At 64.6% G+C, this 15,622-nt stretch carries 14 protein-coding genes; 4 read left to right on the top strand and 10 right to left on the bottom strand.

Going from position 1 to position 15,622, the window contains the following annotated elements:
- Positions 1–14 precede the first annotated feature (14 nt).
- The gene (locus tag ACDC66_RS09485) at positions 15–479 is read left to right on the top strand and encodes an FKBP-type peptidyl-prolyl cis-trans isomerase (protein ID WP_376696467.1); all 465 of its coding nucleotides are present in this window, start codon (positions 15–17) and stop codon (positions 477–479) included.
- Positions 480–602: 123 nt separating this feature from the next.
- Positions 603–3,227 (top strand): cation-translocating P-type ATPase, encoded by a 2,625-nt coding sequence (locus ACDC66_RS09480; RefSeq protein ID WP_376696585.1) that lies wholly within the window; start codon positions 603–605, stop codon positions 3,225–3,227.
- Here ACDC66_RS09480 and ACDC66_RS09475 read toward each other — a convergent pair whose 3' ends face one another.
- The 7 genes from ACDC66_RS09475 to ACDC66_RS09445 all read right to left on the bottom strand — a co-directional run bounded on the left by ACDC66_RS09475 (position 3,228) and on the right by ACDC66_RS09445 (position 12,179).
- Positions 3,228–4,442, bottom strand: coding sequence for an MFS transporter (locus tag ACDC66_RS09475; RefSeq protein WP_376696466.1), 1,215 nt, complete (start codon positions 4,440–4,442; stop codon positions 3,228–3,230).
- Positions 4,443–4,535: 93 nt separating this feature from the next.
- Complete coding sequence (locus ACDC66_RS09470; RefSeq protein WP_376696465.1) at positions 4,536–6,563, bottom strand: TonB-dependent copper receptor; 2,028 nt, start codon at positions 6,561–6,563, stop codon at positions 4,536–4,538.
- Between the two features lie 82 nt (positions 6,564–6,645).
- Positions 6,646–7,008 carry a hypothetical protein gene (locus ACDC66_RS09465; protein WP_376696464.1) on the bottom strand — a complete coding sequence of 121 codons (363 nt, stop codon included), beginning with the start codon at positions 7,006–7,008 and terminating at the stop codon, positions 6,646–6,648.
- Positions 7,009–7,135: 127 nt separating this feature from the next.
- Positions 7,136–7,519, bottom strand: coding sequence for an RNA-binding S4 domain-containing protein (locus ACDC66_RS09460; protein WP_376696463.1), 384 nt, complete (start codon positions 7,517–7,519; stop codon positions 7,136–7,138).
- Positions 7,520–7,651: 132 nt separating this feature from the next.
- Positions 7,652–8,494 (bottom strand): ion transporter, encoded by an 843-nt coding sequence (locus ACDC66_RS09455; RefSeq protein WP_376696462.1) that lies wholly within the window; start codon positions 8,492–8,494, stop codon positions 7,652–7,654.
- Positions 8,478–10,382, bottom strand: a complete 1,905-nt coding sequence (htpG, locus tag ACDC66_RS09450; protein WP_376696461.1) for a molecular chaperone HtpG — start codon at positions 10,380–10,382, stop codon at positions 8,478–8,480. The genes ACDC66_RS09455 and htpG overlap by 17 nt, the downstream gene beginning before the upstream one ends.
- 75 nt (positions 10,383–10,457) lie before the next feature.
- Positions 10,458–12,179, bottom strand: a complete 1,722-nt coding sequence (locus ACDC66_RS09445) for a dipeptidyl-peptidase 3 family protein (protein WP_376696460.1) — start codon at positions 12,177–12,179, stop codon at positions 10,458–10,460.
- Between the two features lie 165 nt (positions 12,180–12,344).
- On the opposite strand from ACDC66_RS09445, the gene ACDC66_RS09440 reads away from it, so the two are divergent.
- Both ACDC66_RS09440 and ACDC66_RS09435 read left to right on the top strand, forming a co-directional pair.
- On the top strand, positions 12,345–13,298 hold the full coding sequence (locus ACDC66_RS09440) for a M23 family metallopeptidase (protein ID WP_376696459.1): 954 nt from the start codon (positions 12,345–12,347) through the stop codon (positions 13,296–13,298).
- Positions 13,202–13,663: a bactofilin family protein gene (locus tag ACDC66_RS09435; protein ID WP_376696458.1), complete on the top strand. Its 462-nt coding sequence runs from the start codon at positions 13,202–13,204 to the stop codon at positions 13,661–13,663. Before ACDC66_RS09440 ends, ACDC66_RS09435 begins: the two co-directional genes overlap by 97 nt.
- 223 nt (positions 13,664–13,886) lie before the next feature.
- Here ACDC66_RS09435 and rplS read toward each other — a convergent pair whose 3' ends face one another.
- The 3 genes from rplS to rimM form a co-directional block, all read right to left on the bottom strand.
- A complete protein-coding gene (gene rplS / locus ACDC66_RS09430; RefSeq protein ID WP_376696457.1) occupies positions 13,887–14,261 on the bottom strand; it encodes a 50S ribosomal protein L19 in 375 nt (124 codons plus the stop codon).
- A 90-nt stretch (positions 14,262–14,351) separates the two neighbouring features.
- Positions 14,352–15,101: a tRNA (guanosine(37)-N1)-methyltransferase TrmD gene (trmD, locus tag ACDC66_RS09425; RefSeq protein WP_376696456.1), complete on the bottom strand. Its 750-nt coding sequence runs from the start codon at positions 15,099–15,101 to the stop codon at positions 14,352–14,354.
- Between the two features lie 4 nt (positions 15,102–15,105).
- On the bottom strand, positions 15,106–15,621 hold the full coding sequence (gene rimM / locus ACDC66_RS09420) for a ribosome maturation factor RimM (RefSeq protein WP_376696455.1): 516 nt from the start codon (positions 15,619–15,621) through the stop codon (positions 15,106–15,108).
- Between the last annotated feature and the right edge of the window lies 1 nt (position 15,622).

Genomic DNA, 15,622 nt, shown 5'->3' with positions numbered 1-15,622 from the left:
AAAGCAGGATCATCATGGAAATTGCCAACAACACCGTCGTCAGCATCGACTACACCCTGACCGGAGACGACGGCCAGGTCATCGACACCTCGGAAGGTCGCGAGCCGCTCGAATACCTCCACGGCCACCAGAACATCATTCCGGGGCTCGAGAAAGCCATCGAGGGCAAGGCCGAGGGCGATGAACTGGAAGTGGCGGTCGAGCCCGAAGAAGGCTACGGTCCCTATCGCGACGAGTTGGTGCAGGACGTACCCAGGGAAGCGTTCGACGGCGTCGACAAGGTCGAGCCGGGAATGACTTTCCGCGCCGAGTCCAACGCCGGCCCGATGACGGTCACCGTCAAGGAAGTGGGCGACGATACCGTAAAAGTCGACGGCAACCACATGCTGGCCGGCCAGACGCTCAACTTCCAGGTCGCCATCAAGGGCGTGCGCGAAGCCACCGAGGAAGAAGTCGCCCAGGGCACCGTGGCAGCCTGACCGGCCGGCTTCACGAACAGTTCATTAACTGAAGGGCTTCCCGCGGGAAGCCCTTTTTCGTTGTGCCCGAGCGAATGGGCCTGACCGGATTAGGTATCATCGATCGGACCTGCCTTCCGGAACATTCGTCATCGAGCGCCCATGAAATCCTGGCATGCCCTGTCCGCGGCCCAGTCCCTCGACAAGCTGCAATCCGCTGCTGGCGGGCTGGACACCGCTGAAGCCGTCCGCCGGCAGGCCGAGTACGGCCCCAATGCACTGCCGAGCAGTCCACCCAGGCCCTGGTGGCGGCGCCTGCTGGCCCAGTTCCACAACGTCCTGATCTATGTGCTGATCGCAGCCGCCACGCTGGCCGCGGCGCTCGCCCACTGGGTCGATGCCGGCGTGATCGCCGCGGTAGTGATCGCCAATGCACTCATCGGACTCGTTCAGGAAGGCAAGGCCGAACGTGCAATGGAAGCCATCGGCCGCATGCTGGCAATGAAGGCCCAGGCCCGGCGTGACAACCGCTGGCAGAATATCCCTGCCGAGGAGCTGGTGCCCGGCGACATCGTGCGCCTGCGGGCGGGCGACCGGGTGCCGGCCGACCTGCGCCTGCTCGAGGCCCACGGCCTGCGCATCGATCAGGCTGCCCTGACCGGCGAGTCGGTGCCAGTCGAAAAAACCGCTGAACCCGTCGACGAGGACACGCCCCTGGGAGATCGGCGCTGCCTGGCACACTCCGGCACCCTGGTCGGCGGCGGACAGGCCACCGGCGTTGTCGTCGGCATCGGCAGTGACACGGAACTCGGCCGCATCAGCAGCATGATCGAGACTGTCGAGACCGTAACCACCCCGCTGCTGCGGCAAGTCAACCGATTCGGCAGGATGCTTTCGGCCGTTCTGGTGATTTTTACCCTCGCGGTGATCAGCCTCGGGTTGCTACTGCATGACATGCCGGTGGACGAGGGCTTCCTCGCCGGCGTGGCGCTGATCGTCGCCGCCATTCCCGAAGGGCTGCCGGCGATCATCACCATTACCCTGGCCATTGGCGTTCAACGCATGGCCGCGCGCCAGTCCATCATACGAAGGCTGCCGGCCGTCGAAACCCTCGGCTCGGTCACGACCATCTGTTCGGACAAGACCGGCACGCTGACCCGCAACGAGCTCAGGGTGCGAAGAGTTCTGGGCACCGCCGGTGATTTCACGCTCGCCGACCTGCCCGGCGAGGATTCGTCGATTCGGGCCCTGGCAGAGGCGGCGTTGCTGTGCAATGAAGCGGAACCGGGCTCGAGCAGCAACGACCCGATCGAGTTCGCCCTGCTCGCACTGGCCGAACCGGCAAGACTGGATATCGAGGACTTGCGTCATTCATCCCCGCGCACAGCGGTGCTGCCGTTTTCCTCCCATCGCAAGTTCATGGCCACCGCCCACGGTCGTAGACTGATCATCAAGGGTGCTCCGGAAACCATCCTCGACCGCTGCACGCACATCCTTGGGACTGACGGGCGCGAGCCTATCGATGTCGAGGACTGGAGGGCGCGCCTCGACAGTCTGGCCAGGGATGGCCTGCGCATGCTCGCACTGGCACAACGCCAGGCCGATGCGCCGATCGAGACGCTTGACGATGAAGCTGCGCTCGGCGAGGAATTCGACCTGCTCGGCCTGGTCGGTTTCGCCGACCCGCCACGCGCGGAAGTGCCCGCTTCGATTCGAACCTGCCGCGAAGCGGGTATCCGCGTGAAGATGATCACCGGTGACCATGCCGCCACCGCCGGGGCGATCGCCCGTGAACTCGGCCTGTCCGCCGACGGCACCGTGCTCACCGGCCCCGAGATCGACCGGCTCGACGATGCCGCACTGGCCGAGCGTTCGACAATGGTGGATGTCTACGCCCGCACCAGCCCGGAGCACAAGCTCAGGCTCGTTACCGCCCTGCAGGCCCGCAACGAGGTCGTGGCCATGACCGGCGACGGCGCCAACGACGCGCCGGCGCTCAAGCGGGCCGACATCGGCGTGGCCATGGGCATCAAGGGCACCGAGGCCGCGCGCCAGGCGGCAGAGATGGTGCTGGCCGACGACAACTTCAGCACCATTGCCGCGGGCATCGAGGAAGGTCGCGGCGTCTACGACAACATCCGCAAGGCGGTGCTGTTCATTCTGCCGACCAATGGCGCCGAAGCACTGGTCATCGCGCTCGCGGTCCTGGCCGGACTTGCGCTGCCCATCACGCCGGTACAGATCCTGTGGATCAACATGGCCACCGCCGTAACCCTGGCCCTGGCGCTGGCCTTCGAGCCCACAGAGGGGGACGTGATGCGCCGACCCCCGCGTCCCCCATCGGAGGGCCTGATCACCGGCTTTGTTGCCGCCCGCATCGTCTGGGTCGGACTGGTGCTGACCGGTGCCACCTTTGCCCTGTTTCAATGGAGCATGGCCGGCAGTGGCGACGAAGCGCTCGCACGCACGCTGGCGGTCAACCTGCTGGTCGCCGGCGAAATCGTCTACCTGTTCAATTGCCGACGCCTGTTTGCGCCAAGCCTGACTCTTGAAGCCCTGACCGCCAACCGCTGGGCCTGGGTGATGGTCGCCGTCCTTGTTGTTCTGCAACTCGGCTTCACCTACCTGCCATTCGCACAGTGGGTTTTCGGCACCACCGGCTTGTCGCTGTGGCACTGGCTGCTGATTCTCGCGCTCGTCCTGCCCCTGATGCTGCTGGTTGAACTGGAGAAGTGGTGGTGGCGGAACCGCCGCCCCGCCGCAAGCTGATCATTTCTGCGCCGATGCCGTTGTCGGACGCAGACCCGAGGCAATCAGGGGCGGCACCAGCAACACGTAAGCCAGGCAGGCCAAGCCGATCGTCCGCAACTCGACCGCGAGATCGAACAACAAGCCCAACAGCACGGGTCCGGCCGCCGTGGACAACACCATCAGGGCCGCATACACGCCGCGAATCATGCCCAGCCGGGCAGTGCCGAACAATTCGACCCAGACGGCGCCGCTGACCACGCCGTTGATGCCCGCGCTCAGGCCAAGTCCGGCAAACATCACCCACATGGCGATCATGGGCGGCAACAGGCCGAGTGATAGGACGCCGAGCCCGAGTGGCAGCAGGTAGACACGAAGGAGTGCGCAGGCGCTGAAGCGGTCAACCAGTCGTCCCCCGGCAAATGCCGCCAGGCCCTGCATGGCGGCGAACAGAATGAAACCGGAGGCAACCTGCGACAGTGACCATCCCAGGCGCTCGGCCAGCGATCCCTGGTGCAGGAAAAGCGCCGTAACCACCAGCGGCGAGACCAGCACCACCGAAAGTGCGCGCAGGAAATGCCCGTGGACGAAAAGCTTGCGGCGCGACGTGATGGCCGTGAACCCGCCGGCATCGGACGGCGCGGCGTCACCACCCTGCCCGACCAACGGCCGCGCCAGCCACCACAGCAACGGCAGTGCGCTGAAAACGACTGCAGCGGCAGCCAGCATCCAGACACTTCGCCACTCCAGCCAACCCAGCAGCCCGGCAACCAGGGGTGGCAGCAAGGCTTCACCGGCAATGAACCCGTAGCTTGCCATCGCCACTGCCCGACCCCGTCGATGAACGGTATAACGGGCCGCAGCGACCACCGCCAGGTGCCCGGCCAGTCCCTGGCCGGCCAGTCGCACCATGAAAAGGCCGGCAAATAGCATGGTCGCGTACGGCGACCAGGCAATCGTCGCCGCACCGATCGCCAACAGGATCATGACCAGCGCGATTGACCGGCGCAGCGTCAGGTGATCGGCGATCGCGCCAAGCCAGAACATGCTCAGGCCGCTGAGGAGCGTGGCCGAACCGTAGAGCGTGCCCAGCGCCGATTCGCTCAGGCCGAACTCGGCGCGGAAATCCGCGCCGAACAGGCCGATGTAGAAGGTCTGGCCGAATGAGGAACACAGCGCGGCCAGGAAGGCGAAGCGGCCCGCCGGGGGCAGGCCGCCGCGGCGGTCGTCAGGCATGCCTCTTCCCCGGCCGGCGCGAGGCCGGCGCTGTTCGCGAACCGGAAGTCATGCCAGCAGTCTAGCGGCTGCGCGTCTCACGCATGACAATTTTCACCCGAAGTTGCCCTTGAGCTGAAGCCAGGCCGTGCGCCCCGGCTCGGGGATGCGACCGGCCAGCGCGCCCAGTTCGGCGGCACCGCGCTGGAGATGCTCGGTGTAGCGGCGGTCGAACAGGTTGTCCACACCCGCGGTCAGCGTCCAGCGCCGCGACAGTCGGCGACCGGCGTAGAGCGAGACGACAGCGAAGCCCGGCGTCGGCGTGGTATCCAGGGAGTAGATCGTTCCGTAACCGGGATGGATGCGGTCCTGTCGATCGACGGCCCGCAAGAGCGCGCCGCCGAACCACTGCGCGTCGTCGTAATCCAGGCTGATCGTCGCTTCGAGCGGCGGCGTCTGGGCGAGCGGCACGTCGTCGCTGTCGTTGTCGGAGCGCACCCAGGCCAGGCTGCCTCCCAGGGCCAGGGTCTCGCCGAGCGCATAGCGCCAATCGGCCTCGGCCCCGAACGTGGCGGCGTCCACGTTGCGCGCTTCCACGGGTTCCAGACCGGGCGCCACGATCAGAATGTAATCGTCGATCCGGCCGTAGAAGAGCGACAGTGTCGTGCTGAGCCGCTGCCCGCGGTAGCGGGCCCCGAGGTCGAGCTGCGTCAGGGACTCGTTGTCCAGGCCGAACACGCGTTCGCGCTCCCAGTAGTCGGGCGCTCGCTCGGCGCGCCCCAGTCCCGCATAGAAGCCCAGCGGCCGATCGGCCAGGCGGTGCTCATAGCGCGCGAAGGCGCTGACCTGCTCACGACGATCGCTTCGGCCGGCCGAAGCCCCGCCGAAACCGTCGACCAGGGCCCGGCCGCGGCCATGGTCGACGCGAAGCCCCCAGACCGTCTTGCTGCGCTCGGACAATGGCCGCTCCAGTTCGACGAAGCCGCCGGCATCGGTAAATCGCGCGGTGTCGATGCGGGAGGTCTCGTCGAGCCGGGCCACCGCCGGTCCGCGAAGCATACCGTCGCGGTGCCGGTTTTCGATCCAGTCGAGGCCGGCATGAATGACGAGTTCATCGCCCGGACGAATTTCACCGGTAAGCCGTCCACCCTGCGTACGCCGTTCCGGAAAGCGGACCATCGGCATCATCGGCGGTTCGCGCAGGGTGTAGTTATCCATGACGTGATCCACGTCGTTCTGGAACAGAAGCAGCTCCAGTTCGCTGAGCCAGGGCGTGATGTCGTCGCGAACGACGCGCAGACTGTAGCCGCTGCGGTCGAAACGCGTACCGTCCATCATGCGATCGTCGTAGGCCGCCTCGCCGTCGCTCCTCTCGATGCCCAGCTCGATGCGGGTGCGTTCATCCGGCGTCCAGCCGGCCAGCAGGCTGCCGCTCCAGCGGTCGTAGCTCGAATGAATGCGCTCGCCTGATCCGTCGCGATAGTCGTCTCGACTCGACCAGGTGCCGATGAAGCGTGCGTAACCGCGTTCACTGCCGAACAGGACCTCACCGGTACCGTCGCGGCGATCGAAACGGCCCAGCGTCGCGCCGAAGTAACCCTCGCGGGCCGGACCGTCGAAGACGGGATCCTCGCGGTCGAAGCGCACGACCCCCGCCGCGGATGCTCCATAACGGACCGACTGCGGCCCCTTGATCACCTCGATGCGATCAAAGGCCTCGGGGTAGACGTAGGCCGTCGGGGGATCCATGCGCGAGCCACAGCCGCCCAGCACGGTGGTGTCGTCGAGCAGGATGTTCAGTCGCGACCCGCCCAGGCCGCGCAGCGCCGGATCGCCGCTCGTTCCGCCCTTGCGGGAGAGCGCGAAGCCCGGAATGGACTTCAGGTAGGAACCGCCGTCATGGGCCGGCAGGGGCAGACGCGGCTGGCGCGGGTCGGTGGTGACACGAAAGGGATCGCTCATCACCGCAGCGGTGACGACCATTGGACTCAGTGCGAGCCGGTCTTCGAGCATTTCGGCGATCGTGCGACCGCCCGACTGGTCGTCTTTCCGGATGGTTTCTTCCGGGACGGATACTTCCGCTGCCCAGGCGGGCAGGCAAAACAGGACGGCAAGCAAGCCGCCCGATACAAACAGTTTCATTGCATTGTTCCTCTTGCTGATTGGGCGCAAGCGCGGCTGTCAGGGCCTCGTCGCTCGCGCGCTCAGGTTCGGTTGGATTCGTTCAGCAAGGGGAAATGGGAGGCGCTCTCGCCGGAGGCAGTCCGACCGGATCGAGCAGTTCGGGAGTTCGGGCCGGATCGGCAGCAGAAAGCGTGACTGCATATCGAGCCGGCAGCGAAGGCAGCGCCGACAGCAATCCGCCCGGGAAGAAGGCATACGCCCAGGGGCATTCCGCCGAGAGCGATTCCTCGACCTCGACCGCCTCGCCGGTATCCGGGTCGATGACCACGGCCACCATGCCTTCGGGGGTACACAGGCGAACAACGCCGTCCTCGTCGGGCATGTAGCCGTCGGCAACCAGCGAACGCAGCAGGACCGCCGCCAGCAGCAGCGCCGTCAGCCAGGTTCGATGGTGAAATTGCAAGTTCGCGCTCCGACTGGCCCGAGACGGGCAATTGAAGCCTTGAATATTAGATTATAAGCAATTACGGAAACGCCGGGTTCGGAATTCATCGACCGGCCCGACGGCTGAATCGGGCGAAACCCGGTTATCAGTCGCCGCGGTGGAAGCGGCGCAAACGACGCCGTTCGCGCTTGTCCGGCCGGCGCGCCGGGGCAGTACCCGCGGCCTGCTCGAACCGGCGTTCCTCCATCCGGCGCTCACGCGCCTTTCGGCCGGCCTCGGTTTCGGTATACATCGCCTGAGCCATCGGCGCGGAGACGCGCTTCTCGCCCACCTGGTCGACAACGACCTCGAACCGCATCTCGCCCTTGGTGATCTCGAGTCGATCGCCGCAGCGCACCAGACGCGAAGCCTTCGGAGCGGCGCCGTTGATATCGACCTTGCCGCCCTTGATGGCCTGCTGGGCCTTGCCGCGCGTCTTGAAAAAACGCGTGGCCCAGAGCCACTTGTCGAGTCTGACCGATTCGGCCATGGATATCAGCCTCCAGCGAAGATCATAGAGTTCCAACGCCTGGAAAAATCAAAACCCTCAAACCACTGAATACACGGAAATCACTGAATGAAATAAATTTGCTCTTTCCGTGCATTCCGTGTCTTTCCGTGATTACGAGGTTTTTCCTTTCCGTTCGTTTATGGGGGACTGCTCCAGCTCCGAGAGTCTCTGGTTGATCGAGCGCAGCTCGGCCAGAAGCTGGCGGCGTTCCAGGTCTTCCTCGTCCTGGTGAATGGACTGGGTGGCGGTCACGATGATCGCGATGAACAGGTTGAGCACCATGAAGCTCGAGACCAGGATGAACGGCACGAAGAAGGCCCAGGCCCAGGGGATGGCTGCCATCATCGGCCGCGCGATGCCCGAGGACCACGATTCGAGGGTCATGATCTGGAACAACGAAAACAGGCTGGCCCCCAGGCTGCCCCAGTACTCTGGGAACTGCTCGCCGAAAAGCATCGTGCCCATCACGGCGAAGACGTAGAAGACCAGCAGCAGCAGCAGCGCCGTCCAGCCCATGCCCGGCAGGGCGCGCAGAAGCGACTCGATAATCACCCTGAGCTTGGGCACCTGAGAAAGCAGGCGCAGCACCCGCAGTACGCGAAGCGCGCGCAGGATTTCCAGCGGGCCGGCCGTGGGCACAAGCGAGACACCGACAACCAGGAAATCGAAAACGTTCCAGCCGGAACGGAAGAAACGCGGGCCGAAAGCGACGAGCTTGAGCGTGATCTCGACGATGAACACGCCCAGAATGGCGGTGTTGGCCGTGATCAGCAACTCGCCGAAGCGATCCATCACCGCCGACGAGGTTTCCAGGCCGAGGATGATCGCGTTGACGACGATCAGCGCGATAATGAAGCGGCTGAACGCCCGGCCTTCGACCCAGCGGCCCAGCCGCTCGCGCCAGCCATTGGCGGGAGCCGGCGCCAGCGCCTCCCCGTCAGGCCGAGGCGGCATGATCGTCGTCGTTCTGGCCGTTCTTGCCCAGGGCGTCGACCAGCAGGCTGTTGACGCGCTTGACGTAGGCGGCCGGGTCAGCCAGTTCGCCGCCTTCAGCCAGCAGCGCCTGGTCGAACAGGAGTTGCGAGAGTTCGCTGAAACGCGACTCGTCGTCTGCGGCGGCCATGGTCTCGAGCAGCGGGTGAGCGGCGTTGATTTCGAGGTCCGGCTTGGTCTCGGGCACTTCCTGGCCGGCCTGGCGCAGCATTTTCTGCATCTGCAGGCTCATGGCGTCGTCGTCGCTGACGATGCAGCCGGGCGAGTCGGTCAGTCGTGACCCGGCGGTCACGTTGCCGACCTGCTCGCCCAGGGCCTTCTTGATGCGGCCGGCCAGCTGCTTCGCGGATTCGTCCGGCTCGGCCTGGTCTTCTTCGAGGTCGAGCTTGCCGCTGGCCGCGGACTTGAGCTGCTTGCCCTTGTACTCGTGCAGGTGGGCGACCAGCCACTCGTCGATGCGGTCGGTCAGCAACAGCACCTCGATGCCGCGCTTGCGGAAAGCTTCCAGGTGGGGCGAGTTCTTCGCCACCTTCAAGCTGTCGGCGGTCAGGTACCAGATGGTGTCCCGATTGTCATTACCATCGTCGGACATGTTTTCGATATAGCTGTCCAGGCCGACCGATTCATCGTCGGACTTGCTCGAGGCGAATCGAAGCAGCGAGGCGATGCGCTCGCGCTGCTCGAAATCCTCGATCACGCCCTCCTTGAGAACGCCGCCGAAAGCCTTGTGGAACTTGTTCCAGGCCTCGCCGCCCTCGCCGGCCAGCTTCTCGATCAGATCGAGCGAGCGCTTGATCACCGCGGCGCGAATCTTCCGGACCAGCGGGTTGTCCTGCAGGATCTCGCGCGAGATATTCAACGGCAGGTCGGCCGAGTCGATCACGCCGCGCATGAAACGCAGGTAGCGCGGTACGACCTGCTCGGCGGCATCCATGATGAATACCCGCTGGATGTAGAGCTTGACGCCCTCGCGCTCGTCGCGGTTGATCAGCATGTCGAACGGCGCCTGCGACGGCAGGTACAGCAGCATGCTGTAGCGCTGGCTGCCCTCGACATGATGGTGGGCCCAGCTCAGCGGCTTTTCCTCGTCGCCAGTCAGGCTGGTATAGAACTCCTGGTATTCCTCGTCGGAGACTTCCGACTTCGCCCGCGCCCAGAGCGCCTTGGAATCATTGACCGTTTCCGACTCGTCGTCCTTGCCGGCCTCGGCCAGGCGGATCGGAAAGGCGATGTGGTTGGAGTAATGGCGGATGATGCGCTTGAGCTGCCAGTCCGAGAGCAGGTCCTTGTGATCGTCGCGCAGCGTAAGCTCGATCGTGGTGCCCTGCTCCTCGCGCTCGATCGCTTCGATCTGATACTCGCCCTCGCCCGTGGAGATCCAGCGCACGCCGTTGTCGGCCGACTCGTCGGCGCGGCGGGTTTCGACCGTGACCTCGGAGGCGACGATGAAAGCGGAGTAGAAACCGACCCCGAATTGGCCGATCAGCGCGGCATCCTTCTGCTTGTCGCCCGACAGCGACTCGAGGAAATGCTTCGTGCCCGAACGGGCGATGGTGCCGAGGTTGTCGATCACCTCTTCGCGGTTCATGCCGATGCCGCGGTCGGAAACCGTCAGTGTGCCCGCCTCGCTGTCGAAGCGGATATCGATAGCCAGGTCCTGGTCGGCCCCCTTGAGGGCATCGTTGGTCAATGCCTCGAAGCGCAGCTTGTCGCTGGCGTCCGAGGCATTGGAAATCAACTCGCGCAGGAAAATCTCGCGATTGGAGTAGAGCGCATTGACCATCAGCTTGAGCAGCTGATGGACCTCCGTGTCAAAACGGCGGGTTTCCGGGGCGTTTGCTTCACTCATGGCAGCGTCATTACGGTTGTCGGCACTGCTGACGAGGTGGGCGCAAACACCCCCACTTTCAAGTCGCTTCCTATCCTATTCAAGGCCGATGCCGAGAACGTCCTTGCCTTGCCGGAATTTCACGTCCACCGGGATACCGGCGGTGTCGATGCGGTCGAGGTCGGACTGCAGTTCCTCGCCGATCACGCCGAGTTCGTCGAGCATGCGGCCGGCCTTGTCGTAATCGCCGTCACCCTGCATCACCAGGATTTCGCGCGAGAGCGCGTCGATGGCCTCGCTGAAGCGGTCCTTCACGACGCGGAAGTGACCGTTCTCGTCCCGCTCGAAGGCACCGAAATCTGCGAAATAGTTGAAGCGCATCATGTTGGCGCGGCCGTGGGCGCTCGAGGCGCCGAATCGGACCGAGCGGAAAATGCCGGCCAGGAAGGTGACGTAGTAATCCATGATGTCGCCCTCGAGTTCGCCGGCCTCGCTGAGCTCGCGCACCATGTAGAGACCCAGCACATCGGCCTTGCCCTCCTCGTGCGGGCTGGCGTGCTCCTTGAGTGCGGCGCGTACCGTGCCCTCGCCTTCCACCAGGTTCTTGATGCCCAGGCCGTGGGCCACCTCGTGAAACATGGTGTTGCCGAAGAAGGCGTCGAAGCTGATGTGCTCGCGCTGGTCCTCGGCGATGACCACATCGGCGATCGGCAAGAGGATTCGGTCGAACTTGGCGCGCATGGCGTTCTTCAGCTGCGAGCGGCGCGTGCCCTTGGCCAGCTGCACTTCCTCGTCGTTGGGCAGGTTGACGGCGATCGTCTTCGAGCCGGCGTTGGAGTCGCCGGCGTAGTAGACCACGTCGTAGGCGTTGAGCTCGGCGTCGCCGCCCGGCTCCTCGGCCTTGTAGGCTTCGGGTACGGGCAGGTTGCGCTGCAGCTCGGGCAGGAACTCGGCAAAGCGCGCCAGGCGCTCGCTCCACTCGAGATCCTTGATCAGCACGTAAGCCTCGAAGGCCGCTTTGTAACCGTAGCGCTGGTCCTCATAAGTCTCGATCGGGCCGTAGATCAGGTCGACCTTGTTGTCCTCGACGTCCATCCAGGCCAGGTCGGAAGGCTGGTAGCGGTTGGTCACCAGCGCGTCGGCCCGCAGCTGGAGGTAGCGGGCAAAGCTCTCGTTCTCGGCCAGTTCGGCGGCGCGTTCGAGCATTTCGGCCGCGTCGGCCAGCCGCTCGGCGTAGAACTCGTTGTAGGGCTCGACCGTCAGCTCGCCGGCGTCATCGCGGCGGATCAGCGTGTAGAGATCATCCTTGCGGCTGTCCTCGAGGGCCTCGAACTCCTCGTCGCTCATGTCGGCCGGATAGAAATTGGCGCCGGGCGGCTTGGGCCCGTACCCCGGCACGAAGGGCCCGTTGCCGGCCAGGCGGTCCCAGGGACCGTAATTGATGCGGGCGAACTCGCGCGCGGCCCCGTCGTTGATCTGCCCGAGCAGGGCATCGCGGTCGCCGAAAGCCTGGTGCCAGAACAGGTCGTCCATGATCCGGCTGGCGTCGATCAAAACCGCGACCATTCTGCGCTGATCGTCGCTGAGGTGGCCCAGGTCCGTCTCGAGGGTGAATTCCGAGTAAATCTCCGGCCGTGGTTCGGCGACGGCTTCTTCCGCGCGCTCGGTCGCTTCGGACTCAGATGCGGCAGAAGGCTGTCCGGCCGCCTGTTCCTCACTTGATCCGCTCTCGGAAGCGGTCGAATCGCCCTCGTCGCCAACACCACCGCAAGCTGCCAGGTAAATACAAAGGAAAAGCACTGAGATTGTCTTGTTCATGACCGGAACTCCGTCGACATGATGGGCAGGAATGCCCGGAATTCTAACCCGCAACCCTGTCCGCGTTTGCAACCGAGCGGCAGCCCTCGCATAATTGGCGCCCCGCTCGGTCACAAATTCGGCCCGAATCGGGACCTTACGACAACAAGAAGCCAAAACCAGCACATGCGGCAAAGCTATTACATCACCGTCACGGACTACCGGGGCTCGCGCCACTTCACCCTCGACCAGCTGGTTCGACGCGTCATTGCCGGAGCGGCCATCGGCCTTGCCGTTGTCATGGTCGTCGGTGCGGCCAGCATTCTGCTGCTGTCGAACAAGGTCGGCTCGCTCAACGGCCAGGTCGCCGAACTGGCTGCCGAAAAGGAAAGCATTCGGGCCGACAAGGATCGCCTGGCCGGTCAGCGACGGGAGCTGGAGCGGGAAGTCCGGCAACGCAGCCGCGAACTGGCCGTTCTCGGCACCGAGGTGCAGCGCATCGAAACCCTGGTGGGCCTGGAGTCCTCAGACGAGCGTCCGCTGGCCCGGAGAATCGACACCGCCGCGCAGACTGCTTTCGAAAAGCGGCTGATGCTGCGCTCGATCCCCAGCGGCTTCCCGGTGCAGTCCGGGCGCGTGACCAGCAACTTCGGCATGCGCCAGCATCCCATCCACGACCGCGAGGCCCTGCACGGCGGCGTGGACCTGCGCGCCAAGCGCGGAACCCCCATCTATGCCACCGCCGACGGCGTGGTCGAATGGGCCGCCGTTCACCAGAGTTCCGGCCTGGGCAAGATGGTCAAGCTGGTCCACAACTACGGTTTCTCTACCATCTACGGCCATCTCGACGACATCGAGATCGACTCGGGCAGCTACGTCAAGCGCGGCGACCTGCTCGGTTATTCCGGCAACACCGGCCAGTCGGCCGCGCCGCACCTGCACTATGAGGTTCGCTACCTGCAGCGCCGCCTCGACCCTTCACCCTTCCTGCGCTGGTCGCTGGAGGAATACGATGTGCTTTTCAGCGAAGAGGATCGCGTTCAATGGGAATCATTAACCGAGGTCGTCCGGACGGCAGCCAACACGCCGGAACGACCGTCATTGCAGCAGGTTCAAAGCTTGTCGGCGACCTCGCCCTGAGCGACAACCTGCACGTTGACGGACAAATCCAGGGAAACGTTCAGTCCGAGGCGGAAGTTGCCATCGGACAGGAAGGCCAGTTCAAAGGCGAGCTACAGGCCGAGCACGTCCTCATCAGCGGACGCTTTGAGGGCAACATCGATGCCAGAAGGCTGGAAATCGTGGCCGGCGGCCGGGTCGAGGGCGATGTCACGGTGGCCGAGCTGGTAATCGAACCGGGCGCCCTGTTCAACGGCAATAGCCGAGTCCGCGAAACACAGGCCCGAGCCACGCCACACCCCGGGGACAATCCCAAGAAGACAGCAAAGCCCGAGCCAGTAGAAGAAAAGAAGGTACAGCCAACTTCCGAGGCCAAGGCCGGCTAGCCCCCGAACGGCAAAAGTTGCGACGTTTGGAACATTCGAATTTCGGTCATTCGAATTTGTTTGGTACTTGGTGCTTCGGATTTGGAATTTTCAGTGTCGAGCTAGTGCCAGAAAGCAGCCTGCCTTGCGACCATCCTTAACCGAAGCTCCCACCCGTCAGCCCCAGCCACAAAAAAGGCCAGCCGCCCGGCTGGCCTTTTTTCTGTTCGAAGCGTTGTCCGCTTCAGGCGCTGGCGCGCCTGCGACCCGAGCTCGAAAGCTTTTCCTTGATCCGGGCAGCCTTGCCTTCCAGATCGCGCAGATAAAACAGCTTGGCGCGGCGCACCTTGCCCTTGCGCTTGACCTTGATCGATTCGATCAGCGGGCTGTAGGTCTGGAAAACACGCTCCACGCCGGTGCCGTGAGACACCTTGCGCACTGTGAAAGCGGAATTGACACCGCGGTTGCGCTTGGCAATGCACACGCCTTCGAAGGCCTGCACGCGCTCGCGGTCGCCTTCACGAACCCAGAGATTGACCACGATCGTGTCGCCGGCGGCGAAATCGGGGATCTCGCGCTCGGTCTGTTCGTTGTTGATTTCGTCGATGATATTGCTCATGACTGCCTGTTCCTAAATTTTACGCGTTGACTGAGGGCGCGTTGATGCCCCGACCCTGGGGCAGACAAGCCGGTAATTGTAACCGGTTTCTCAGGCTTTGTCTCGCCCAGCGCCGGAAAATTCCGCCAGGATTTTCTCGTCGTCGGCGTCGATTTCACGCTTGCCGAGCAGATCCGGCCGGCGGCGGCGCGTCCGCTCGATGGCCCGGGCACGCCGCCAGCGCTCGATGCGGGCATGATCGCCGCTGAGCAGAATCTCGGGAACGGCATGCCCTCGCCACGTCTCGGGACGCGTGTAGTGCGGGCAGTCCAGCAGCCCGTCGGAAAACGAATCCTGCTCGGCCGAGAGCTCGTGACCGAGCACCCCCGGGAGCAGGCGCACGACCGCGTCGATCATCACCGCCGCGGCCGGCTCACCGCCGGAGAGCACGAAATCGCCGATCGACCACTCCTCGTCGACCATTGCTTCCATCACGCGCTCGTCAATCCCTTCGTAGCGCCCGCAAACCAGAATCAGGCGCTCTCGCTCGGCCAGTTCCTGCACGGCCGCCTGATCCAGGGGCCGGCCCTGCGGGCTGAGGCAGCCGACGCGCACGTCGGCATCATCGCCCCGCGCCGCCTCGATGGACTGTGCCAACGGCTCAGGCCGCATCACCATGCCGGGCCCGCCGCCGTAGGGCCGATCGTCGACGCTGCGGTGAACCCCTTCGGCGTAATCACGCGGATTCCAGCAGCGCAGCTCGACCCTGCCGTCGGCAATCGCCCGCCCGGTCAGGCCGAGCTGCTTGAGCGAGTCGATCCAGTCGGGAAACAGCGTGATGACATCGATACGCGAAAGCATATACTCACTCGGGCTCGAGCCAGTCGAGCGGCCAGTCGACCGTGATCCGGCCGCCTTCGATGTCGACCTCGCGCACGAATTCGTCCGTCACGAAGGGAATCAGGACAGTGCCGTCCTCGCCGTGGATCTCGAGGACGTCGTGGGCGCCCGTTTCCTGCATTTTTGCCACCCGCCCGTAGACGTGGCCCTCGAGGTTGATGACCTCGAGGCCGATCAGATCATGCCAGTAGTATTCGCCGGGCTCCGGCTCGGGCAGCGTCGAGCGGGCGACACGGATGACCTGCCGACCGAGCGCCTCCGCCTGCTCAGGCGTGTCGACACCGCCCAGCTTGACCACCAGCCGGGGACCCGACTGTCGCCATTGCTCAACTTCGATGGATTCGCCGCAGTCGCCAACCTGCCACGGCTGATATTCAAAGATGGCGATCGGCGGGCGGGTTTCGGACCACACCTTGACCCAGCCGCGAACGCCCCATGCGCCGTTGAATCGGCCGACGACGACCGATTCTTCCGACCGCATC

The organism is Wenzhouxiangella psychrophila, from assembly GCF_042310375.1.
Classification (GTDB): domain Bacteria; phylum Pseudomonadota; class Gammaproteobacteria; order Xanthomonadales; family Wenzhouxiangellaceae; genus Wenzhouxiangella.
The sequence above is the reverse complement of the archived record's forward strand: the minus strand, read 5'-3'. Positions and strand labels throughout refer to the sequence as shown.

Excerpts from the sequence above, each read along its gene's own strand:
- ACDC66_RS09485 (WP_376696467.1), top strand. The coding sequence starts at position 15 with ATGGAAATTGCCAACAACACCGTCGTCAGCATCGACTACACCCTGACC.
- ACDC66_RS09475 (WP_376696466.1), bottom strand. The coding sequence starts at position 4,442 with ATGCCTGACGACCGCCGCGGCGGCCTGCCCCCGGCGGGCCGCTTCGCC.
- ACDC66_RS09470 (WP_376696465.1), bottom strand. The coding sequence starts at position 6,563 with ATGAAACTGTTTGTATCGGGCGGCTTGCTTGCCGTCCTGTTTTGCCTG.
- ACDC66_RS09460 (WP_376696463.1), bottom strand. The coding sequence starts at position 7,519 with ATGGCCGAATCGGTCAGACTCGACAAGTGGCTCTGGGCCACGCGTTTT.
- ACDC66_RS09455 (WP_376696462.1), bottom strand. The coding sequence starts at position 8,494 with ATGCCGCCTCGGCCTGACGGGGAGGCGCTGGCGCCGGCTCCCGCCAAT.
- htpG (WP_376696461.1), bottom strand. The coding sequence starts at position 10,382 with ATGAGTGAAGCAAACGCCCCGGAAACCCGCCGTTTTGACACGGAGGTC.
- ACDC66_RS09445 (WP_376696460.1), bottom strand. The coding sequence starts at position 12,179 with ATGAACAAGACAATCTCAGTGCTTTTCCTTTGTATTTACCTGGCAGCT.
- ACDC66_RS09440 (WP_376696459.1), top strand. The coding sequence starts at position 12,345 with ATGCGGCAAAGCTATTACATCACCGTCACGGACTACCGGGGCTCGCGC.
- ACDC66_RS09435 (WP_376696458.1), top strand. The coding sequence starts at position 13,202 with ATGGGAATCATTAACCGAGGTCGTCCGGACGGCAGCCAACACGCCGGA.
- rplS (WP_376696457.1), bottom strand. The coding sequence starts at position 14,261 with ATGAGCAATATCATCGACGAAATCAACAACGAACAGACCGAGCGCGAG.
- trmD (WP_376696456.1), bottom strand. The coding sequence starts at position 15,101 with ATGCTTTCGCGTATCGATGTCATCACGCTGTTTCCCGACTGGATCGAC.
- rimM (WP_376696455.1), bottom strand. The coding sequence starts at position 15,621 with ATGCGGTCGGAAGAATCGGTCGTCGTCGGCCGATTCAACGGCGCATGG.